This is a genomic window from Paraconexibacter sp., from assembly GCF_059438195.1.
Map to the genome: position 1 here is coordinate 37,746 of NZ_JBLKKY010000018.1, position 21,620 is coordinate 59,365.

Sequence of the window (21,620 nt, forward strand, 5' to 3'; positions counted from 1 at the left end):
CGCTACGACTTCGACGAGCCCGACGAGTCGCCGAGCTCGAGCACCGCGAGGAACGCCTCCTGGGGGACCTCGACGCGGCCGACCTGCTTCATGCGCCGCTTGCCCTCCTTCTGCTTCTCGAGGAGCTTGCGCTTCCGCGAGATGTCACCGCCGTAGCACTTCGCGGTGACGTCCTTGCGGAAGGCCTTCACGGTCTCGCGGGCGACGATGTGCGAGCCGATCGCCGCCTGGATCGGGACGTCGTACTGCTGGCGCGGGATCTTCTCGCGCAGCTTCTCGGTGAGCGTGCGGCCGAAGGCGTAGGCCTTGTCCTTGTGGACGAGCATCGAGAGCGCGTCGACGATGTCGCCGGCGAGGAGGACGTCGAGGCGGACGAGCTCGGAGGCCCGCATGCCCTCGACCTCGTAGTCGAGCGAGGCGTAGCCGCGCGTGCGCGACTTCAGCTGGTCGAAGAAGTCGAGGACGATCTCGCTCAGCGGCAGGTCGTACTCGAGCTGGACGCGGTCCGCGCTGAGGTAGTGCATGCCGGAGTGCTCGCCGCGCTTGTCCTGGCAGAGCTCCATGATCGTGCCGACGTACTCCTTCGGCGTGAGGATCGACGCCTTCACGTACGGCTCGCGGATCTCGGCGATGCGCGCCGGCTCGGGCATGTCGCTCGGCGCGTGGACCTCGATCTCGTCGCCGTTGGTCAGCGTCACCTCGAACCCGACCGACGGCATCGTCGCCATGAGGTCGAGGTCGTACTCGCGGCCGAGCCGCTCGCGGACGATGTCCATGTGCAGCAGCCCGAGGAACCCGCAGCGGAAGCCGAACCCGAGCGCGTCGGAGGTCTCGGGCTCCCACTGCAGCGCGGCGTCGTTGAGCGTGAGCTTCTCGAGCGCGTCGCGGAGGTCGGGGTAGTCGTCGGCCTCGAGCGGGAAGAGGCCGCAGAACACCATCGGCTTCGCCTCGCGGTAGCCGGGGAGCGGCTCGGTCGCGCGGTGGCGCTTCGACGTGAGCGTGTCGCCGACGGCGAGCTTCGTGACGTCCTTGATGCCGGTGATGAGGAAGCCGACCTCGCCGGCGCGGAGCTCGTCGGCGGCGACCATCGCGGGCGTGAAGAAGCCGATCTCGTGGATCTCGGCCTCGGTGCCGGTCGCCATCGCGACGATCTCGTCGCCCTTGCGCAGGACGCCGTCGACGACGCGGATGTAGGCGATGACCCCGCGGTACTGGTCGAACTCGGAGTCGAAGATCGCGGCGCGCGGCGGGGCGTGGGGGTCGCCCGACGGCGGCGGGACCTTCTGGACGAGCTCCTCGAGGACGTCGAGCACGCCCTCCCCCGTCTTGCCGCTGATGCGCTTGATCGACTCGGCCGGCTCGCCGAGCAGCTCGGCGACCTCCGCCCCCACGCGCTCGGGCTCGGCGCCGGGGAGGTCGATCTTGTTGAGGCACGGGATGAGCTCGAGGCCGGCGTCGAGCGCGAGGTAGGTGTTCGCGAGCGTCTGCGCCTCGACGCCCTGCGAGGCGTCGACGACGAGGAGCGCGCCCTCGCAGGCCGCGAGCGAGCGGGACACCTCGTAGGTGAAGTCGACGTGACCGGGCGTGTCGATGAGGTGCAGCTGGTACTTCTGCCCGTCCTTGGCGTTGTAGTAGACGCGGACGGCTTGGCTCTTGATCGTGATGCCGCGCTCGCGCTCGAGGTCCATCGAGTCGAGCAGCTGGTCGCGCATGAGCCGCGGGTCGACCGACTCGGTGAGCTCGAGGATGCGATCGGCGAGCGTCGACTTCCCGTGGTCGATGTGGGCGATGATCGAGAAGTTGCGGATGTGCTGCTGGTCGGCCATGCGGACGGTGAAGGATGGCAGGGCTGCGCGCCGGGCCCGTTCCCGGCCGCGAGACTGCGGGTCCGATGATTCTCCGCCCCGGCGACGAGGCCTGGCCCGCGCGGCTCTCCGCTCTCCCCGACGCGCCCTCGCGTCTCACCGTCCGCGGGGACCCGGCGGTGCTCGGGCGGCCGGCCGTCGCGGTCGTCGGCGGACGCGCGCCGAGCGCGGAGGGCATCGCCGCGAGCACGGCGCTCGCGCGCACGGCCGCGGCCGCGGGTCTCGTCGTCGTGAGCGGCCTGGCCCCCGGCTGCGACGCGGCGGCGCACGCCGAGGCCGTCGCCGCGGGGACCCCGACCGTCGCGGTGCTGCCCGATGGCCTCGATGCGCTCGAGCCCGCGGCGGACGCCGGGCTCGCGGAGCGCATCGTCGCCTCCGGCGGCGCGCTCGTCTCCGAGCACGACGGCGCCGCGCGCCCGACCGCGGCGAGCCGCGTCGCGCGGGACCGGATCCAGTCGGCGCTCGCCCTCGGGATCGTCGTCGCCGAGACGGAGTCCGACGGAGGCGCCCTCCACACCGCGCGGTTCGCCGTCGCGCAGGGCCGCCCGCTCGCGGTCGTCGCCCCCCGGGAAGCGGGTGCCGAGGCCGATGGGTCGCGCGCGCTCCTCGCCGGCGGCGCGGCGGGGCTCGACCTCGCGGACGCCGCCGGCTGGATGGCGGCGCTCAGCCGCGGTTGAGCCGCCCGCCGACGAGCCGCCGGATCTGGTGGGCCTCGGGGACGTGGAGCTGGAGGACGAGCCCCGCGTAGACGCACCCCGCGGCGGTGAGGGCCGTCCCCACCGAGACGATCTGGGCGAGGAGGGACCGGCCGACGACGTCGTCGAGGCCCCACCAGACGAACCACGCGGTGAGGCCGAACGCCGCGGCCGCCAGGAGGATGCGCGCGAGCGCGTCCGTCGTCCGCTTCACGTCGAACGCCCCTCCGAGCATGCCGCCGAGGACCTTCGACTGCGCGATCGTGAGGAAGAGGCTGCCCGCGACGGTGCCCAGGACGATGCCCGGGATGCCGAGCGGCGCGTAGAGGGCCGCGCTCACCGCGATGTTGACGACGAGGTTGCCGGCCGCGAGACCCGCGGTCATCCACGGCCGCTGGAGCGAGAAGAACGTGCGGGTGAGGAGCAGGTTGACGCCGGTGAACGGCAGGCTGAACGAGAACCAGAAGAGCGCGCTCGCCACGAGCTCGGTGGACCCCGCGTCGAACTCACCGCGCTCGTAGACGAGACGCGTGATCGGCTCGGCGAGAGCGATCGTCGCGGCCGCCGCCGGGACGAGCAGCAGGAAGATCATCCGGAAGCCGCTGCCCATGAGGTCGCGCAGGCCGTCGTGGTCGCGGCGGGCGGCGAAGCGGCTGAGGGCCGGGTAGAGGACGGTCGCGACCGCCACGCTGAACATCCCCTGGGGCAGCATGTAGATCCGGAACGCCGCGTCGATCGCGCGCGGCGCCTCCTCGCTCACCAGCGCGCCGAGCACCGAGTTGATGAGGAGGTTGAAGTTGATGAGGCCCAGCCCGATGCAGACCGGCAGCATGAGGTGGAGCACCTGCCGGACCCGCTCGTCCCGCCAGTCGACGTGGAACTCGATGCGGAAGCCGAGCCTCCGCAGCTGGGGGATCGCCATCGCGACCTGCACGGCGGTCCCGACGAGGATGCCGATCGCGTAGGCGTAGAGCTCGTCGTCGCCCTCGAAGAGGGGCTTCGTCGCGACGAGGATCGCGATGATGACGAGGTTCCAGACGAGCGGCGAGAGCGCCTGGATCGTGAAGCGGTCGTAGGCGTTGAGGATCCCGATGAGGAGCCCGTTGACCCCGAGCAGCACGAGGATCGGGAAGAGGACCCGGCTGAGCCCGACGACGAGATCGTCGAGCGCCGCCCCGAACTCGGCGCCGGTGAACGCGGGCATGATCGCGCCCGCGAAGACGATGAAGAACGCGGTGATCGAGCCGAGCACCGCGAGGACGAGCCAGAAGAGCGTCGAGGCGAGCCGGAACGCCTCCCGCTTCTGCCCCTTCTCGAGCAGCTCGGTGAAGACCGGGACGAAGGCCGCGCTCAGCGCCGCGTCGGCGAAGAGGCTGCGGATGACGTTCGGGACCTGGAAGGCGAGCGTGAACGCCGAGAACGCGCCGCTCGTGCCGAAGTAGGACGAGGCGACGATCTCGCGCCCGAGCCCCGCGACACGAGAGAGCCCGGTGAGGAAGCTGAAGATCGCGGTGTTGAGCGCCATCGCCCGACCGCCGCCACCAGGGCGCTCGGCCTGCGCCTCGGGCACGGTCTCGGGTTGCCGGGCGGTCGTCACGCGGCGGGATGGTACGGCCCGCTATCATCCGCCGCCGCTCATGGCCAATATCCATTCGCAGAAGAAGCGCATCCTGCGCTCCGAGCGTGAGCGTCTCGAGAACCGTCGCTACACGACGACGATCAAGACGTACTTCCGCCGCCTCGAGGCCGCCGTCGCCGCCGGTGACGACGCCACCGCCGACTCCGAGCACCGCGAGCTCATCCGCATGATCGACAAGGCGGTGAAGCGCGGCGCCCTGCACAAGAACACCGGTGCCCGCAAGAAGAGCCGCGCCGCGCGCACGCGGCAGGGCACGCCGGCGGCGTAGCGCCCCCGACACCCCCGTCGGTCTCTCCGGCCCGCCCCACGGCGGGCCGTTTCGCGTGCGCGAGCGGCTCAGGGCAGCTCGCGCGCGGGCGTCGAGAGAGCGAGCCGTCGGCGTCCGCGAGCCGGCCCGCCCCGCCGCCGAGCCGGCGGCCCTACGCCGCGATCCGCGCGATCGCCCGCAGCGCGTCGGTGTCGTCGTCGAGCGGCGACGCCCCCCGGCTGTCGAGCTCGAGGTCGGCGAGCGCCACGAGCGCGTCGCGCAGGCGCTGCGGGTCGGCGGCGCGCGCCTCCTTGATGCGGCGGTCCGCCGTGTACGGGCTGCCCTTGAACGACGACTTCAGCTGCGCCGGAGTCTCACCGGCTTCGAGACGCTCGGCGAGAGCGAGGACGTCGCGCAGGCGCCGCGCGATGAGCGGCACCAGGCGCGGGAGCGTCTCGCCGTGCTCGCGGAGACGCAGGAGCTCCGCCGTCGCGCGCCGCTCGTCGCGGGCCGCGAGCGCGTCGACGAGCCCCCACACCTGGGTCTCCGCCGACGGGGCGGCGAGCGCGACGACGTGATCTTCCGAGAGGCGGGCGCCCGTCCCGTAGCAGAGGACGAGCTTCTCGAGCTCGCGCAGGAGGCGCTGCTGGCGCTCCCCCACCTCGGCGACCAGCCGGTGCGCGGCGGGCCGGTCGAGCTCGATCCCGAGGCGCTGCGCCTCGCCCTGCAGCCAGTCGGGGAGGCCCTTGCCCTTGACGGCGGCCTCGGCCTTGGTGACGCCGCCGGCCGCCTTCACGGCCTTCACGAGCGCCGCAGGCACCTTCGCACGCCCGTCCTCCCGCCCGAAGAAGGCGACCGTCGTCTCGGGCGGCATGTCGCGCAGCACCCCCGCGAGGGGCTCGAGATCCGCGTCCTTCCAGCGCTCGACGCCGTCGACGACGACGAAGCGCCGGCCCGTCGCGAAGGTCATCGCGCAGAGGGCCTGCGCGACGGACTCGGGCGAGGCGGCATCGCCCTCGAGCACCTCGACGGCGCCGCCCTCCGCCTCGGCGCGGGCACGCAGACCGCCCCGGCGCTCCGTCACCCGGCCGTGGTCGTCGCCGTGGATGAGATAGGCGGCCTTCCAGGCCGCGGCGGCGGGCGTGCTCACGCGGCCGAGGATACGCGGCGACGCGGCGGACGGACGCGCTGCGCCGCGCTCCGCCGACCGGCGCGGACGGCCCCCGCGAGCCGGCTCCGGCGGCTGCGCTCAGCCGAGCGCGCGGACCCGCACCGCGCCGGCCGGCGCGTCGACGACGACGGTCCCGTCCCGGTCCGTCCGGGCCACGAGGGGGACCGCGGCCTCGAGCGCGGCGACCGTCCCCGGCGCCGGGTGGCCGTGCCGGTTCCGCCGCCCCGCGCTCACGAGCGCGACCTGCGGCCGCAGGCGGGCGAGGAGCGCCGGGAGCCCGTCGTCCGCGCTGCCGTGGTGGGAGACCTTGAGGACGTCGACGCGCGGGAGCGCGAGCCCCGCGAGGACCGGCGACTCGGCGTCGGCGGTGAGCAGCGCGCGCAGCCCGCCCCCGTCGACCTGGAGGACGATCGCGCGATCGTTCGGGTCCTCGCCCTCGATCGCCGGTCCTCCTCGCGCCTGCGGCGAGAGGACGCGCAGGACGAGTCCGCCGAGCCTCAGCTCCTGCCCCGCGTCGGGCGGGAGCAGCCGCGCCCCGGCCCTGGCCGCCGCCGCCCCGAGCCGGTCGCCGTCGGCCGAGGCGACGCCGTCCCTGCCGTCGAGGACGAGATCGACCGCGAAGGCGGAGAGGACCTCGTCGGCGGCGCCGATGTGGTCGTCCTGGGCGTGGGTCGCGACGAGGACGTCGAGTCGCGTGACGCCGAGACGGCGCAGCTCACCGACGACCCCGGCGCCGTCCGACCCGGTGTCGACGAGCACGGCGCGGGGACCGTCCTGCACGAGGATCGCGTCGCCCTGCCCGACGTCGAGCGCGGCGATCCGCACGCCGGCCGCGACCGGGAGCCGGGAGGGAGGTCGCGGGGCGGTCGCGAGACCGACGGCGACGAGCCCGAGCGCGAGCCACGCGGCGGGCCTCCGCGACGATCGCGCGCGGACGGCGACGGCCGCGAGAGCGGCGAGCCCGGCGACGAGCGCGAAAGGAAGGCCGACCGTCGCCCCGGGCACCGACGCGGCGGCTCGTGCGAGCGCGACGAGGAGCGCGAGCGGCACGGCCGTGAGCTGGGCCACGAGCCGGCCGGCCCCGACGTCGATCTGGCCGACGGCCGCGGCGATCGCCCCGAGCCACATGACGGGGGCGACGAGCGGCGTCGCGAGCACGTTCGCCGGGAGCGAGACGAGCGACGTCTCCCCGAACACGAGGGCGAGCAGCGGCGCCGTCGCGAGGGTGGCCGCCGCCGTCATCGCGGTCGCCTCCGCGAGCGGCCGGGGCCAGCCCCGGCGGACGAGGCCGTCACGGGTCGCCGGGGCGAGCAGCATGATCCCGACCACCGCGGCGAACGAGAGCTGCCACCCGACGTCGGCCGACGCGCGCGGGTCGAGGGCGAGCGTCACCGCCGCCGCGAGGAGCAGCGCGTACCAGCGCGAGGCCGGGCGGCCCGCGAGCATCGCGACGAGCCCGGCGGCCCCCATCACCCCGGCCCGGCGGATCGACGGGCCCCCGCCCGCGAGCGGGACGTAGAGCGCGACGAGGACGAGCGCGGCGACGAGCCGCCCGCGCCACGGGACGCCGAGCACGCCGCCGAGGAGCAGCACGAGCGTCGAGAGCAGGACGACGTTCTGGCCCGAGGCGGCGACGAGGTGGGTGAGCGAGGCGTCGCGCATGTCCTCACGCACGGAGGCCGGGAGAGCCGAGTCGTCGCCGAGGACCATCCCGCGCAGGAGCGCCGCCTCGGCGGGCCGCAGCGCGCCGGCGAGCGCGTCCTGCGCGCGGTCGCGGACGCGGTCGACCGCCCCGGTGAGGCCGCCGCGGCGCGCGCCGGTGGGCCGCGCGACATCGGCGCGCAGCGTCGCCTCGGCCCGGACGAGGTCGGCGTAGCGGTCGGGCGGCTCGAGCCGGCCCCGCACCGCGAGGAGCCGGCCGACGCGGAGCCCGCGCAGCTCCGCGGCGGCGGAACCGTCACGCGGCAGGCGCAGGAGCACGGGCGCTCCCTGCACGTCGACGATCGCGGTGCGCGTCCCGCTCGCGCCCGTCCGCACCGGCTCGAGCAGCGTGGCGACGACGCTGACGTCGTGCGGCTCGCCGGCGGCGAGCGCGGTCGCGGCGAGCGCGGCGAGGCGCTCCTGCGCGAGCACCGCGCCGGCGAGCGCGGCGACGAGCGCGAGCGTCGCGAGGCTCCTGCGCCCGGACGCCAGACCGAGGGCGAGACCGGCGACCGCGGCGAGGACCGGTGCGTGCGGGCCGGCGAGGAGCCCGGCGACGAGCGCGGCGAGGCCGACGTGCCGCGGATGGGCGGCGAGCGCAGCGCGCACCACGGCGATCCGCGGCGCGCGTCTCACACCCCGACGCGGGCGCGGATCGCCGCGAGGCGCTTCGGCCCGATGCCCGGCACATCCGCGAGATCGTCGACGGACCGGAAGCCGCCCCGCCGCGTCCGCTCGTCGATGATCTTCTGCGCCGTCGCCGGACCGACGCCGTCGAGCTCGTCGAGCTGCTCGATCGTCGCCGTGTTGAGGTTGATCGGCTGCTCGGCCCCATCCCCGGGCCCCGCCCCGCCGCCGGACGCCCCGCCGCCGCCGCGGCGCGGCACGACGACCTGCTGCGCGTCGGCGACGATCGCGGCGAGGTTGACGGCGTCGAGGTCGGCTCCGCCCCGCGCTCCGCCCGCGCGCTCCACGGCGTCGGCGACGCGCTCGCCCTCCCGCAGCGCGTAGACGCCGGGCCGGCGGACGGCCCCCGCGACGTGGACGACGACGCGGCCGCCGCCGGCGCGCGAGACGCGCAGGCCGGACGACGCGCCGTCGGGCGCCGCGGTGGCCGCCGGCGCGGTCGCCGTCCGCGGCGGGATCTGGCGGTCGCCGACGACCGGCGCCCGCAGCGCCCGCGCCCCGAGGAAGGCGACGGCGGCGACCGCGAGCGCGGAGAGGACGACCTGGCCGCGGGGGATGTCCGTCACACCGGCCGAGACTAGGCCGGTCGGTGTGACGGTTCAGCACGCGATCGCGGAGATCGCGCGCAGATCCCGCGCAGCTATCGCACGACGATGTTGACGAGCTTCCCCGGCACGACGATCTCCTTCACGATCGTCTTGCCGTCGATGTGCGCGACGACGTTCGGAGCCGTCCTCGCGGCCTCCTTCAGCTCGTCCTCGCTCGCGCTCGCCGGCACCTGCACCCGGTCGCGGACCTTCCCCATCACCTGGCAGACGAGCTCGAACGTGTCCTCCTCGAGGTACGCCTCGTCGGCGGCCGGCCACGGCTCCTCCCACACCCGCCGGCCCGTGAGCCGCTCGTAGGCCTCGGCGCCGAGATGCGGCGCGAACGGGAAGACGAGCGACGCCGCCGTCGCGAGCGCGAAGCGCGGGACGCCGGGCGAGACCTCGACGCCCGCCTCGTTGACCGCGCGCGAGCACTCGTTCGTCAGCTCCATCACCGCCGCGATGGCCGTGTTGAACGCGAACCGACCGCTCGACATGTCGTCGGTCACCTTCGCGATCGCCCAGTGCGCCTTGCGCATGAGCGCGAGGTCGTCGCCCTCCACCGCTGTCGGGACCGGCTCGTCGGGCAGCTCGGCGGCGTGCGCGCTGAGCCGGAAGAGCCGGGAGAGGAAGCGGTGGACGCCCTCGACGCCCTCGTCGGACCAGTCGGCGTCGTGCTCCGGCGGGCCGATGAAGAGGATGTAGCAGCGCGCCGTGTCGGCGCCGTGCGAGGCGACGATCGTCGCGGGCGAGACGACGTTGCCCTTCGACTTGGACATCTTCGCGCCGTCCTTCGTGATCATCCCCTGGGTGAAGAGGCTCGCGAAGGGCTCCTGCACGTCGAGGTGACCGAGGTCCGCCAGCGCCTTGCAGAAGAAGCGGGCGTACATGAGGTGGAGGATCGCGTGCTCCACGCCGCCGATGTACTGGTCGACGGGCATCCAGCGCGACACGATCTCGGGGTCCCACGCCGCCTCGTCGTTGCCCGCATCGCAGTAGCGCAGGAAGTACCACGACGAGTCGACGAAGGTGTCCATCGTGTCCGTCTCGCGCCGCGCCGCGCCGCCGCACGACGGGCACGACGTCGCGACCCAGTCCTCCGCCGCCGCGAGCGGCGAGCGGCCCTTCGGCGCGTAGTCCTCGATGTCGGGGAGGAGCACCGGGAGGTCGCTCTCGGGGACGGGGACGATCCCGCACGCCTCGCAGTGGACGATCGGGATCGGGCAGCCCCAGTAGCGCTGCCGCGAGAGGAGCCAGTCGCGGAGCCGGTAGTTGACCGACGCGTGCCCCTTCTCCTCGCGGTCGAGCCAGTCGACGATCGCCTCCAGGGCCTCCCGGTTCGGCCGGCCGTCGAAGTCGGGGTGCGAGTTGACGATGTCGCCGTCGCCGACGTAGGGCTCCTCGTCGAGCGGGCCGGCCTCGCCCTCCGGGCCCGTGACGACACGACGGATCTCGAGCCCGAACCTCGTCGCGAACGCGTGGTCGCGCTCGTCGTGCCCGGGGACGGCCATGATCGCGCCGGTCCCGTAGCCCATGAGGACGTAGTCGGCGACGAACATCGGGATCTGCTCGCCGTTGACGGGGTTCGTCACCGTCCGGCCGAGGGGGACGCCCGTCTTCTCGCGGTCCGCCTGCTCGCGCTCCTCGTCGGCCTTCGCCGCCGCCGCCTCGACGTAGGCGCGGACCTCCTGCTCGTGCTCCGTGCCCTCCGCGAGGCGCAGCACGTCCGGGTGCTCGGGCGCCACGACGAAGAACGTCGCGCCGAAGAGGGTGTCGGGACGCGTCGTGAAGACCGGGTAGTCGGTCCCGAGCTCATCGCAGCGGAAGCGGACCTCGGCGCCGCGCGAGCGCCCGATCCAGTTCCTCTGCATGGTCTTCACGTGTTCCGGCCACTCGATGGTGCCGAGGTCGTCGAGCAGCCGGTCCGCGTAGTCGGTGATGCGGAAGAACCACTGCTCGAGCTGGCGCTCTTCGACCTCGGCGCCGCAGCGCTCGCAGCGGCCGTCGACGACCTGCTCGTTCGCGAGGACGGTCGCGTCGTTCGGGCACCAGTTGACGGCCGCGTCCTTGCGGTACGCGAGCCCGTTCTGGAAGAGCTGGAGGAAGATCCACTGGGTCCAGCGGTAGTAGCGGGGCTCGTGCGTCCCGAACTCGCGCGACCAGTCGATCGAGATCCCCCACTGGCGGAACTGCCGCTGGAACTCGGCGATCGCCTTCGCCGTCGACTCCCGCGGGTGGACGCCCGTCTTGATCGCGTGGTTCTCCGCCGGGAGCCCGAAGGCGTCGTAGCCCATCGGGTGCAGGACCCGCATGCCGTTGCGGCGGCGGAAGTGCGCGACCGCGTCGCCGACCGAGTAGACCTTGAGGTGGCCGATGTGCGGCTCGCCGGACGGGTACGGGAGCATCTCGAGGACGTAGGTCGTGTCCTCGCCCGCGACGTCGTCGGGGACCTCCCACGTGCGCTCGGACTCCCACACCGCCTGCCAGCGCGGCTCGACATTTCCGGGGTCGTATCGATGCTCCATGCGATGGCGAAGCATAGAGTCGTCACCGTGTCCTCCGACCTCGCCCCCGACGCCTTCGCCGTGCACCGCGCCGAGGTCCGCCCCGGCGTCGAGCTCGCCCACCTCCACGTGCGGCCTCCGGCGGGGTCGGGACCCGCGGTGCTCCTCGTCCACGGCTGGCCGGAGACGAAGCGCATCTGGTGGCGCAACGTCGCGCCGCTCGCCGCCGCGGGCTTCGAGGTGATCGTGCCCGACCTGCGTGGCTTCGGGGACAGCGGGATCCCCGCGGACGGCCACCACGACCTCGCCGCCCACGCGCGGGACCTGCACGCGCTCGTCCACGACGTCCTCGGGCACGAGCGCTGCGCGGCGGCGGGCGGCGACCTCGGCGGCGGGGTCATCTACGACCTCGGCCTGCGGTTCGAGGGGTTCGTCGTGCGTCAGGTCCTCTTCAACTGCATCCTCCCGATCCTCCCGGAGCAGTACGAGGAGGCCGGGATCGACGTCTCGCCGTCCGCCGAGGTGCGCATGGCGGCCGACTACTACGTCCGCCAGGGCCGCGACGCGGACGCGCTCGCCGCCGAGCTCGACACCGCCGAGAAGCGGCGGCGGTACGTCGCGCAGTTCTACGGCTCGAGGTTCTGGGCGACCCCGGGGGCCTTCACGCGCGACGCCGTCGACTTCATGACCGAGCCGTTCGCGGACGCCGACCGGCTGCGCGCGGGGTTCGGGAACTACGAGAGCGCGCAGGGCACGATCCCGCTCTCGGAGGCTCCGCGGTTCTTCGACGTCTCCGACGTCCCCACCCTGGCCCTCTACGGGCCCGACGACCACGTCATGTACCGCGACTTCCCGGATCGCTGCGAGGTCGCCTTCCGGGACCTCGTCGGCCCGTTCGTCGTCCCGCGGGCGGGGCACTTCCTCCAGTGGGAGCGGGCGACGCTTCTCAACCGGACGATGGTGGCGTTCTTGCGGGACCTCCTCTAGCGCGTCCGTACCCTTCAGGGGATGGCCGAGTACGACGAGTACGCGCCGGATCCCCAGCCGGAGCCGGAGCCTGAGCCGATGCCCCTCCCGGAGGCGACGGCCCCCGACACGGCGGACGCGCCGCCCCCGGTCGTGCCCGCGCCGGCCGTGCACCCGGAGGTCCTCCAGCTCTCGGACCGCGTCCAGCACATCATCGACACCGCGGAGCGCTCCGCGGCCGAGATCCGGGACCGCACCGAGGCGCGCGTCAAGGAGCGGATCGCGGAGGCCGACCGGGCCGCCGACAACCGCGTCCGCGCCGCGGAGACCGAGGCCGAGGAGATCCTCGAGCAGGCACGGGCCGAGGCCCACCGCATCGTCGGCGAGGCGAAGGCCGAGGCCGACTCGACCCGCGCGGCCGGCCGCGAGGACGCGCGCCGGACGCTCGCCGACGCGCGCGCCGTCGCGAAGGACGTCCAGGAGCGCGGCACGAAGGTGAGCGGCGATCTCGAGGCGCTAGGCGGCTCGCTGAAGCGCAACGCCCAGACGATCCTCCGCGACGTCCAGAAGGCGCACCGCGGGATGCTCGCCCAGATCGAGGCCGTCGCCGGGCCGGAGGCCTCGCCGCCCCGCTCCCCGGCCGACCGCGAGCCGCGCGTGAGCCGCGGGGCGCCGGCCGGCGACGAGCCGCGGGGCCGCGACGACGAGCCCGAGGTCCCGTCCTTCCTGCAGCCCCGCCAGCCGCGCCCGCCGCGCCGGCGCGCCTCGCCCGCTCCCGGCCCGAGCGCCGCCGACCTCCCCGACGCGGAGATCGAGATCCCGGAGTTCTCGCGGGAGTACGTCCCGCAGCGGCACCGGCGCCGGCGGTAGCGCCCGGCGTCGAGGGAGCGGACGTGTGGCGTTCCGACGACGCCCCGCGTCGCCAGACCTCCACACGTCGCGCGTCCGATCGACGTGTGGAGGATCGACGACGCGGAGCGTCGCCGGTTCGACGAACGGTCGAGTCGCACGGCGTCAGGGGAACGACGCGCTCCGCGGTGTTAGGATGGCTGAGCAGTTCGAGTTCTCCGGGGCTATAGCTCAGCTGGGAGAGCGCTTGCATGGCATGCAAGAGGTCGCCGGTTCGAGCCCGGCTAGCTCCACTCCTCCGAAGGCCGCCTGATCCGGGCGGCCTTCGGCGTTCTCGGGACGCCGTCCTACTTCTCCGCCAGCCGCGACACCGCGCCCTCGAGCGAGATCGCGTAGATGCGCCCGCGGCCGTCCTCGCCGAACGACGAGAGGAGCGGGACCTGCAGGCCCTCGCGGCGCGGCAGCCGGCCGCGCGGGGCCTTCGGGACGATGCTCGCGATCTCGCCGCTGCAGAAGTCGCTGTAGAGCATGCGTCCCTCGAGGCTCGGGAGGCCGGGGTCGCGCACGACCGGGCCGCCGATGACCGAGCAGCCGCGGTCGCGGGTGTAGGTGTGCATCGGCGGCACGTGGTCCTTCGGGACGCTCACGTCGCGGTTGAAGCGGCTGTTGCCCTCGAAGGCGCTCCAGCCGAAGTTCGCGCCCTTCAGGCGACCGCGCGGCCGGTAGTCGAGCTCCTCCCAGCCCTCCTGGCCCACGTCACCGGCGACGAAGGCCCCCGTCTCGCGATCGAAGGAGAAGCGCCACGGGTTGCGCAGCCCGTAGGCGTAGATCTCGTCGCGCGCGCCCTTCAGCCGGACGAACGGGTTCGTCGTCGGGACGCGGTAGGGCCGCCGGGGTGGGCGGGTCGTTCTCCGGGGGTCGATCCGGAGGATCGTCCCGTAGAGGGTCGAGCGGTCCTGGGCGGCGCGCCGCGGATCGCCCGGCCCTCCCCCGTCCCCGACCCCGATGTAGAGGAGCCCGTCGGGCCCGAAGACGAGGTTGCCGCCGTTGTGCGTGTCGCGCGGCTGCGGGATCTCGAGGACGAGCCTCCGGGTGCCCTTGTCGGCGCGGTCCGGGGAGCGCTTCGAGCGCCTCCACTCCTCGATGCGCAAGTCGCCCGCGCGGTCGGTGAACGCGATGTAGAAGAGGCGCGTCCGCCGGTAGGACGGCGCGAACGCCAGCCCGAGGAGGCCCTGCTCGGTCGCGCCCGAGACCTTCCCGCGCAGGCTGAGGAAGGGCCGCTTCAGCTTCTTCCCGCCCCGCACCACCCGGATCCGCCCGGTCTTCTCGACGACGAAGAGGCGGCGCGAATCGTCCGGGGGCTGGACGAGGGCGAGCGGCTGGTCGAAGCGCCCGACCGGCCGGAGCTCGAGACGGCCTCCGCCCTCCGATCCGCCCGCGGCGTCGGCGGGCTCGCCGCTCGCCGACCCCTCGCCGCGCTCACCCGCCTGCCCGGGCGGCGCCGGGGACGCCTCGCCGCGCGCCGCGGGAGACGTGCCCTCATCGGGCGGGAACGGGCGACCCTCCTCGCAGCCCGCGAGAGCGGCGGCGGCGAGGACGGCGAGGACGACGCTCGGGAGGCGTGGACGGGCGGCGCGCACGCGCCGTGAGGCTACGCCTCCGCGTCGGCCGAGGGCGCGGTTCCCAGCAGCGCCGGGTCGAGGTCGATGCGCGGGACGTCCCCCCACAGCTGCTCGAGCCGGTAGTAGTCGCGCGTCTCCGGGGTGAAGATGTGGACGACGACGTCCGCGTAGTCCATGAGGATCCAGCGTGCCTCGGTCGCGCCCTCGACCCGCCGGGGGAGCATGTCGAGCTCCTTCTTGAGGCCGAAGTGGATCGCGTCGTGGATCGCCTTCGCCTGGCGCTCGGTGTTGCCGGAGCACACGACGAACGCGTCGGTGAAGCCGCTCGACCCGCGGAGGTCGAGCGCGACGACGTCCATCGCCTTCTTGTCGGCGGCGAAGCCCGCGATGCGCTCGACGAGCGCGACGGGGTCGGGCGCGTCGTCGTGCGCGCTGGGGGTCGTCTCGGACATGACTCGGGTCAATCTTCCTCCTCGGGGGACGGGCGCGTCGCGTCGCTGTAGTAGCCGCGCTCCTCGATGAGCGCGGCAACGGGATCCGGGACGAGGTGGCGGATCGAGCGCCCCTCGGCGACGCGGCGACGGATGAGCGAGGACGAGAGGTCGAGGCGCGGCATGTCGAAGAAGACGACGCGGTCCTCGGCCCCGCGCAGCCCCGCCAGACGCTCGCGGATGTCGGCCCGCTTCACGCCCTCGCGCTCGGCGACGGCGATCGTCGCCAGCTCGAGCACCGATTCCGGCTCGCGCCACGTGGGCAGGCTCTGCGCCGTATCGCCGCCCACGATGAACGTCAGCTCGTCCTCGGGTCTCGTCTCATGGATCTCCCTCAGGGTAGCGACGGTGAAGGACGGGCCGCCCCGGCGCACCTCGATGTCGCTCACCGCGAGGCGCGGATCGTCGCCGATCGCCGCGCGGCAGAGCTCGAGCCGCGCCTCGGGGCCGGGATCGTTGAGCGCGACCTTGTGCGGCGGCAGATGGACCGGGATGAGGTCGACGCGCTCGAGTCCCAGCTCGCCGAGCGCCTCCTGGGCGCAGACGAGGTGACCGACGTGCGGGGGGTTGAACGTCCCCCCGAGGATCCCGACCCGCTGCACCGCCGTCTCTCCGACGCCCGCGGGCGTCAGGGGCGGACGTGGCCGTCGCCGACGACGACGTACTTGAAGGTGCAGAGCTCGCGGAGCCCGATCGGGCCGCGCGCATGCAGCTTCTGGGTCGAGTTGCCGATCTCGGCGCCCATGCCGAACTCGCCCCCGTCGGTGAAGCGCGTCGATGCGTTCACGTAGACGCACGCCGCGTCGACGCCCAGCTCGAAGCGCCGGGCGGACCTCGTGTCCCGCGTGACGATCGCCTCCGAGTGGCCCGAGCCGTGCTCGGCGATGTGCGCGATCGCCTCCTCGACGGAGTCGACGACGCCGACCGCGAGGACGAGCGCGAGGAACTCGGTATGCCAGTCCTCGTCGGTCGCGTCGAGGAGGCCGCCGGCGAGGTCCGCGCCGGCGAGCGCGCGCGTCCGGCCGTCGACCCGCAGCTCGACGCCCGCCGCCGCGAGCGACCGCAGCAGGCGCGGCAGCAGCTCGGCGGCGATCCCCGAGTGGACGAGCACCGTCTCCGCGGCGTTGCAGACCCCGGGGCGCTGCGTCTTCGCGTTGAGGACGATCGCCTCGGCGGTGTCGAGGTCGGCCGAGGCGTCGACGAACACGTGGCAGTTGCCCGACGCGGCGTAGATGACCGGCACCGTGGCGACGCCCTTGAGCGCGTTCTTCAGGCCCTCGCCCCCGCGCGGGATGATGAGGTCGACGACGCCCGACTGCGTCGCGAGCTCGGCGAGCTCCTCGCGGCCGCCTCCGGCGACGAGGCCGATCGTGCCCGCGGGAAGTCCGGCGGCCTCCGCGGCCGCCGAGGCGACCTCCGAGAGGATCGCGTTCGAGTGCGTCGCCGACGACGAGCCGCGCAGGACGATCGCGTTGCCGCTCTTCACGCAGAGCGCCGCCGCGTCGATCGTGACGTTCGGGCGCGCCTCGTAGACGACCGCGATGACCCCGAGCGGGACCCGGACCTTGCGGACGTCGAGCCCGTTCGGCAGGCGCTTGCCCTCGACGACCTCCCCCACCGGATCGGGGAGCGCGGCGATGTCGCGGACCTGCGCGGCGATGACGCCGATGCGCTCCGGCGTGAGGAGGAGACGGTCGAGCAGCGCGGCGTCGAGCCCCGCCTCGCGGCCGGCGTCCATGTCGCGTGCGTTCGCCTCGAGGATCTCGGAGGTGCGCGACTCGAGGGCGTCGGCGATCGCGTGGAGCGCGCGGTCCTTCGTCGCCGTGTCCGTCGCCGCCAGGGCCTGCGCCGCCTCACGCGCGCGCAGGCAGACGTCGGTGGCGCTCGTCGTCGTCGTGGCCATGGCCGAAGGGTAGTCCAGCCATCGCGTCGGGCGTCTGCGAGGCCCGGCGGCAGGGGGGCGGGGCGGGGGGCGAATCGAACGCGCGTTGATCTCGCTCCCACATAGGGGGCGAATCGAACGCGCGTCGATTTCGCTCCCACATAGGGGGCGAATCGAACGCGCGTTGATCTCGCTCCCACATAGGGGGCGAATCGAACGCGCGTCGATCTCGCTCCCTGCGTCAGGCGAGGACGAGGTAGTCCCGGTGGACCGCCTCGTCCGTCGCGCCGCCGAGCCGCTCGCGGACCGCGGCGCCCTTCATGCCGCGCACGGCGGCGAGCTCGGCGGCCGCGAAGCTCGAGATGCCCTTGCCGACCGGGGACCCGTCCTCGGTCGCGATCTCGACGGCGTCACCGGCGTCGAACCGGCCGCGCACCTCGACGACGCCCACGGGGAGCAGGCTCGCCGACCCCTCACGCAGGGCGCGAGCGGCGCCCGCGTCGACGACGACGACCCCGCGGGAGGGCTTGGCGTACTTCAGCCAGAGCTTGAACGACGAGTAGCGGGCCGCACCCGCCGGGAAGCGCGTCCCCTCCGCCTCGCCGGCGAGGACGGCTTCGACTGCGCCCTCGCGGATGCCGTTGCAGATCGTCGCGTCGATCCCGGCGGCCGTCGCCATCTCGGCGGCGACGACCTTCGAGCGCATCCCGCCCGACCCGAGCGGCGAGGTCGCGTGGCCGATGTCGAGCGCCTCGAGCGCGTCGAACGACGAGACCTCGCGGACGAGCTCGGCCGACGGGTCGGTGCGCGGATTCGCCGTGAACAGCCCGTCGATGTCGCTGCAGAGGACGAGCCGGCTCGCGCCGACGAGGACGGCGACCTGCGCGGCGAGGAAGTCGTTGTCGCCGAAGCTGATCTCGTCGGTCGTCGTCGTGTCGTTCTCGTTGATGACCGGCACGACGCGCCAGTCCAGCAGCCGGCTCAGCGTGCGGCGGGCGTTGAGGTAGTGGCCGCGCGCGCTCATGTCGAAGAACGTGAGCAGCACCTGGGCGCTCGTCACCCCGTGGGCGCGCAGCAGCTCGTCGTAGACGCGGTAGAGCTTGCCCTGCCCGACGGCGCTCGCCGCCTGGAGGTCCTCGATCGCGGTGGGGCGCGCCGGCAGCTCCATCACGCGCATCCCGCGCGCGATCGCGCCGCTCGTCACGAGGACGACGTCGTCGCCGGCGCGATGGCGGGCGGCGAGCGCGAGGCAGATCCGCTCGAGGACCTCCCCGCGCAGCGCTCCGTCGTCGGAGGCGACGACGCTGGAGCCGAGCTTGACGACGACACGGGCCATGGGCGGCCGGGGAGGCTATCCCGGATCGAGCTCGAAGACGATGCCGCCGATCTCGACGTCGTCGCCGGGCTCGAAGCCCTGCTCCTCGAGCGCGCGGATGACGCCCATGCGCTGGAGCCGGCCCTCGACGAACGAGAGCGCGTCGTCGTTCTCGAGGTCGTGACGCGCGATGAGCCGGTCGACGCTCTCGCCGGTGACGACCCACGTCCCGTCCTCGTGGCGCTCGACGCGGAAGCCCTTTCCGGCCGCCGGGCGGAAGACGCGGTGCTCGGCGAGCTCCTCGCCCTCGATCGCGACGCCCGCCTCGGCGAGCACCGCGTCCTCGGGCTCGCGCACCGGGACCCGGCGCACGAGCTCCCGCGCGAGCTCGTCGATCCCCTCGTGCGTCGCGGAGGAGGTGACGATGACCGGCGTCACCGCGAGCGGGTCGCGGGTCTCCCAGTCCTCGAGCTCGGGAAGGGACTCGGCGAAGCGCTCACGCCACACCTCGGCGGCGAGCTCCGCCTCCTCCGGCGGGACGAGATCGGCCTTCGAGAGCGCGAGGACGCGCGGGAGACGGGCGAGCCGCTGGTCGTGGAGGGCGAGCTCGCGCTCGATCGTCGCGTAGTTGTCCTCCGGCGAGGAGCCGTCGAGCGGCGCGAGGTCGAGGACGTGGACGAGGAGCTGGGTGCGCTCGACGTGCGCGAGGAAGTCGTGGCCGAGGCCCGCTCCCTCGCTCGCGCCCTCGATGAGACCCGGGATGTCGGCGAGGATGAGCTGGCGGTCCTCTCCCTCGAGCGTCCCGAGGACCGGCTCGAGGGTCGTGAACGGGTAGGCGCCGACCTTCGGCGCGGCGCGCGTCATCACGCCGAGCAGCGAGCTCTTGCCCGCGTTGGGCAGGCCGACGAAACCGACGTCGGCGAGGAGCTTGAGCTGCAGGTCGATCCACGCGTCCTGGCCGGGGAGCCCCCGCTCGGCGAACCGCGGCGCCCGGCGGGTCGACGAGACGAAGCGGCGGTTGCCCCGGCCGCCGCTGCCGCCGCGGGCGACGACGACCCGCTGCCCGGGGGCGACGATGTCGTGCACCGTGCCGTCGGCGAGGGTGACGACGGTGCCGGGCGGGACCCCGACGACGAGGTCGTCCCCGTCCGCGCCCTCGCGCTGCGACCCCTCGCCGTGGCGGCCCCGCGGCGCCGTGTAGTGGGCGCGGCGCTTGAAGGACTGGAGATCGCGCAGCGAGTCGTCGCCGACGAGCACGACGTCGCCCCCGGTGCCGCCGTCGCCGCCGTCCGGGCCGCCCTTGGGGACGTGGGCCTCGCGGCGGAAGCTCATGCAGCCGTTGCCGCCATCACCGGCGTGGACGTGGATGCGGGCTTTGTCGTACAGCATGGGAGAGCGTGAAGTGGGAAGGATCGCGTGGGACGCGGTTCAGCCCGCGTCCATCGTGTCACGTCCCGACGAAAGGCCCCCATGAGCTCCGAGAAGGTCTTCCTCATCACCGGCGCGAGCACGGGCATCGGCGCGGAGACCGCGCGCGCCGCCGCCCGCGCCGGCTACCGCCTCGTCCTCGCCGCGCGCTCGGCCAACAAGCTCGACGCGCTGGTCGACGAGCTCGGCGACCAGGCGATCGCCGTCCCGTGCGACGTGTGCGAGTGGCCGGAGGTGGAGGCGCTCGCCGCGCGCGCGATGGACGCCTTCGGTCGCATCGACGTCGTCTTCGCGAACGCCGGGTTCGGAGCGAAGCGCGGCTTCCGCGAGGAGACGCCGGAGCACTGGCGCTCGATGGTCCTCACGAACGTCTACGGCGTCGCGCTGACGATCCGCGCGACGATCGACGCGGTCGTCGAGACGAAGGGGCACTTCCTCCTCACCGGCTCGGTCGCCGGCCGCCGCGCCCTCGCGGGGAGCCTCTACAGCTCGACGAAGTGGGCGGTCACCGGCATGGGCGAGTCGCTGCGCCAGGAGCTCGACGGGACGGGGGCGCGCGTGACGCTCGTCGAGCCCGGCATGGTCGACACCCCGTTCTTCGAGTCGAAGCCCTCGATCGAGGCCCTCCGCCCCGAGGACATCGCGAACGCCGTGATGTACGCGGTCTCGCAGCCGCCGCACGTCGACGTCAACGAGCTGCTCATCCGCCCGACGGCCCAGCCGCTGTAGCGGTCGGGCGGGCGAAATCAACGCGCGTTCGATTCGCCCCCACAGAGGGCGTCAACTCAACGCGCGTTCGATTCGCCCCCACAGAGGGCGTCAACTCGACGCGCGTTCGATTCGCCCCCCACGCCTCCGGGGGCGAAAACAACGCGCGTTCGATTCGCCCCCACAGAGGGGGTCAATTCAACGCGCGTTCGATTCGACCCCCCCGCCCGCCTTGGCGCACGCAGGCGCCGCGCATGCACGCCGGGCACGCCGCGGCGCCGCGTCCTGCGCTCAGGCGGACTTCAGCGCGCGCGAGAGGACAGCGCCGGCGATGGCGCTGCCGCCCGCGAGGGCGATGACGCCGGCCGCCTGGGCGGGGAGGCCGCGGCGGGCGGTGAGGGTCGCACCGCAGTCGACGGCATCCGCGACGGCGCACGTCGCGACCCAGCGGGGGCCGACCTCGGGGTGCGAGAGGGTGTGGAAGGTGATCGCTCCGAGGATCGCGTCGCGCACGCCGAGCGCGCGCATCGCGACCTCGCCCGACGGCGTGTCGGCGGTCTCGCCGATCCACCCGCGGCTGAAGGCCGCGGGTGCGGTCATGAGCCCGACGCCGATCGCGACGCGACCGGCGGCCATGACGCGAGCGACGGCGAGCGGCGACATCCGGGTGCTACTCGGCGGCGGCGCCGTCGGGGACGACGTTCACGACGCGCCCGCGGCGGCCGGTCGTGAACTCGACCGTGCCCGCGGCACGGGCGTAGAGCGTGTCGTCCTTGCCCATGCCGACGCCCTCGCCGGCGCGGAAGCGGCTGCCGCGCTGGCGCACGATGATCTCGCCGCCGGTGACGGTCTGGCCGGCGAACACCTTGACGCCGAGGCGCTTCGCGTTGGAGTCGCGCCCGTTGCGGGAGGAGCCGAGGCCCTTCTTGTGTGCCATCTCTGAGTCCTAGCCCTTCTTGCCGATCGTCGTGACCTCGATGCGGGTGAGCTCCTGGCGGTGGCCGGTGCGCCGCTTGTAGCCGCTCTTCGGCTTGAACTTGAAGACGCGGAGCTTCGGGCCGCGCAGATGCTCGACGATCTTCGCCTGCACCGAGACGCCCTCGAGCCCCTTCGCGTCGAACACCGGGTCGTCACCGGCGAGGAGGACGGGATCGAGCGCGACGGCATCGCCGACGTCGCCCTTGAGGCGCTCGACGACGAGCGTCTGCCCCTCCTCGACGCGATACTGCTTTCCACCGGTCTTCACGACTGCGTACATGATCA

The 21,620-nt window shown here is 73.9% G+C and carries 20 protein-coding genes and 1 tRNA gene; 6 read left to right on the forward strand and 15 right to left on the reverse strand.

Annotated features, from left to right (window positions below; all coding sequences use genetic code 11):
- Positions 1–2: 2 nt before the first annotated feature.
- On the reverse strand, positions 3–1,826 hold the full coding sequence (gene lepA / locus ACME2J_RS08605; protein WP_495544484.1) for a translation elongation factor 4: 1,824 nt from the start codon (positions 1,824–1,826) through the stop codon (positions 3–5).
- A 65-nt stretch (positions 1,827–1,891) separates the two neighbouring features.
- On the opposite strand from lepA, the gene ACME2J_RS08610 reads away from it, so the two are divergent.
- The gene (locus ACME2J_RS08610; protein ID WP_495544485.1) at positions 1,892–2,542 is read left to right on the forward strand and encodes a DNA-processing protein DprA; all 651 of its coding nucleotides are present in this window, start codon (positions 1,892–1,894) and stop codon (positions 2,540–2,542) included.
- Here the strand turns inward: ACME2J_RS08610 and murJ are convergent.
- Positions 2,529–4,157, reverse strand: a complete 1,629-nt coding sequence (gene murJ, locus ACME2J_RS08615; RefSeq protein WP_495544486.1) for a murein biosynthesis integral membrane protein MurJ — start codon at positions 4,155–4,157, stop codon at positions 2,529–2,531. The genes ACME2J_RS08610 and murJ overlap by 14 nt on opposite strands.
- Positions 4,158–4,197: 40 nt before the next feature.
- On the opposite strand from murJ, the gene rpsT reads away from it, so the two are divergent.
- Complete coding sequence (gene rpsT, locus ACME2J_RS08620; RefSeq protein WP_495544487.1) at positions 4,198–4,467, forward strand: 30S ribosomal protein S20; 270 nt, start codon at positions 4,198–4,200, stop codon at positions 4,465–4,467.
- 151 nt (positions 4,468–4,618) lie between these two features.
- Here the strand turns inward: rpsT and holA are convergent, their stop codons facing one another.
- From holA to leuS, 4 genes are all read right to left on the reverse strand, one after another.
- Entirely contained in the window at positions 4,619–5,596 is a 978-nt protein-coding gene (gene holA, locus ACME2J_RS08625; protein ID WP_495544488.1) for a DNA polymerase III subunit delta, read from the reverse strand.
- Positions 5,597–5,695: 99 nt separating this feature from the next.
- On the reverse strand, positions 5,696–7,927 hold the full coding sequence (locus tag ACME2J_RS08630; protein WP_495544489.1) for a ComEC/Rec2 family competence protein: 2,232 nt from the start codon (positions 7,925–7,927) through the stop codon (positions 5,696–5,698).
- Positions 7,928–7,950: 23 nt separating this feature from the next.
- Positions 7,951–8,571, reverse strand: a complete 621-nt coding sequence (locus tag ACME2J_RS08635) for a helix-hairpin-helix domain-containing protein (RefSeq protein ID WP_495544490.1) — start codon at positions 8,569–8,571, stop codon at positions 7,951–7,953.
- A gap of 74 nt (positions 8,572–8,645) precedes the next feature.
- Positions 8,646–11,117 (reverse strand): leucine--tRNA ligase, encoded by a 2,472-nt coding sequence (gene leuS, locus ACME2J_RS08640; protein ID WP_495544491.1) that lies wholly within the window; start codon positions 11,115–11,117, stop codon positions 8,646–8,648.
- A gap of 3 nt (positions 11,118–11,120) precedes the next feature.
- On the opposite strand from leuS, the gene ACME2J_RS08645 reads away from it, so the two are divergent.
- The 3 genes from ACME2J_RS08645 (at position 11,121) to ACME2J_RS08655 (ending at position 13,204) form a co-directional block, all read left to right on the forward strand.
- Entirely contained in the window at positions 11,121–12,083 is a 963-nt protein-coding gene (locus ACME2J_RS08645; protein WP_495544492.1) for an alpha/beta fold hydrolase, read from the forward strand.
- Positions 12,084–12,104: 21 nt separating this feature from the next.
- Entirely contained in the window at positions 12,105–12,932 is an 828-nt protein-coding gene (locus tag ACME2J_RS08650) for a hypothetical protein (protein ID WP_495544493.1), read from the forward strand.
- A 199-nt stretch (positions 12,933–13,131) separates the two neighbouring features.
- Positions 13,132–13,204: transfer RNA gene (locus ACME2J_RS08655), tRNA-Ala, on the forward strand.
- A gap of 54 nt (positions 13,205–13,258) precedes the next feature.
- Here ACME2J_RS08655 and ACME2J_RS08660 read toward each other — a convergent pair.
- The 6 genes from ACME2J_RS08660 to obgE all read right to left on the reverse strand — a co-directional run bounded on the left by ACME2J_RS08660 (position 13,259) and on the right by obgE (position 19,610).
- Positions 13,259–14,551 (reverse strand): PQQ-dependent sugar dehydrogenase, encoded by a 1,293-nt coding sequence (locus ACME2J_RS08660; protein WP_495544494.1) that lies wholly within the window; start codon positions 14,549–14,551, stop codon positions 13,259–13,261.
- 11 nt (positions 14,552–14,562) lie between these two features.
- Complete coding sequence (gene rsfS / locus ACME2J_RS08665) at positions 14,563–14,985, reverse strand: ribosome silencing factor (RefSeq protein ID WP_495544495.1); 423 nt, start codon at positions 14,983–14,985, stop codon at positions 14,563–14,565.
- An 8-nt stretch (positions 14,986–14,993) separates the two neighbouring features.
- Positions 14,994–15,626 (reverse strand): nicotinate-nucleotide adenylyltransferase, encoded by a 633-nt coding sequence (gene nadD, locus ACME2J_RS08670; protein ID WP_495544496.1) that lies wholly within the window; start codon positions 15,624–15,626, stop codon positions 14,994–14,996.
- 26 nt (positions 15,627–15,652) lie between these two features.
- On the reverse strand, positions 15,653–16,927 hold the full coding sequence (locus ACME2J_RS08675; protein ID WP_495544497.1) for a glutamate-5-semialdehyde dehydrogenase: 1,275 nt from the start codon (positions 16,925–16,927) through the stop codon (positions 15,653–15,655).
- A gap of 220 nt (positions 16,928–17,147) precedes the next feature.
- On the reverse strand, positions 17,148–18,242 hold the full coding sequence (gene proB / locus ACME2J_RS08680) for a glutamate 5-kinase (RefSeq protein ID WP_495544498.1): 1,095 nt from the start codon (positions 18,240–18,242) through the stop codon (positions 17,148–17,150).
- A 15-nt stretch (positions 18,243–18,257) separates the two neighbouring features.
- Positions 18,258–19,610, reverse strand: a complete 1,353-nt coding sequence (obgE, locus tag ACME2J_RS08685; protein ID WP_495544499.1) for a GTPase ObgE — start codon at positions 19,608–19,610, stop codon at positions 18,258–18,260.
- 81 nt (positions 19,611–19,691) lie between these two features.
- Between obgE and ACME2J_RS08690 the strand changes: the two genes are divergently transcribed.
- Entirely contained in the window at positions 19,692–20,378 is a 687-nt protein-coding gene (locus tag ACME2J_RS08690; RefSeq protein WP_495544500.1) for an SDR family oxidoreductase, read from the forward strand.
- Positions 20,379–20,648: 270 nt separating this feature from the next.
- Here the strand turns inward: ACME2J_RS08690 and ACME2J_RS08695 are convergent, their stop codons facing one another.
- The 3 genes from ACME2J_RS08695 to rplU are packed head-to-tail and all read right to left on the reverse strand — an operon-like array spanning position 20,649 to position 21,615.
- Positions 20,649–21,020, reverse strand: coding sequence for a hypothetical protein (locus tag ACME2J_RS08695; RefSeq protein ID WP_495544501.1), 372 nt, complete (start codon positions 21,018–21,020; stop codon positions 20,649–20,651).
- A 7-nt stretch (positions 21,021–21,027) separates the two neighbouring features.
- A complete protein-coding gene (gene rpmA / locus ACME2J_RS08700; RefSeq protein WP_495544502.1) occupies positions 21,028–21,294 on the reverse strand; it encodes a 50S ribosomal protein L27 in 267 nt (88 codons plus the stop codon).
- A gap of 9 nt (positions 21,295–21,303) precedes the next feature.
- A complete protein-coding gene (rplU, locus tag ACME2J_RS08705) occupies positions 21,304–21,615 on the reverse strand; it encodes a 50S ribosomal protein L21 (protein ID WP_495544503.1) in 312 nt (103 codons plus the stop codon).
- Positions 21,616–21,620 lie beyond the last annotated feature (5 nt).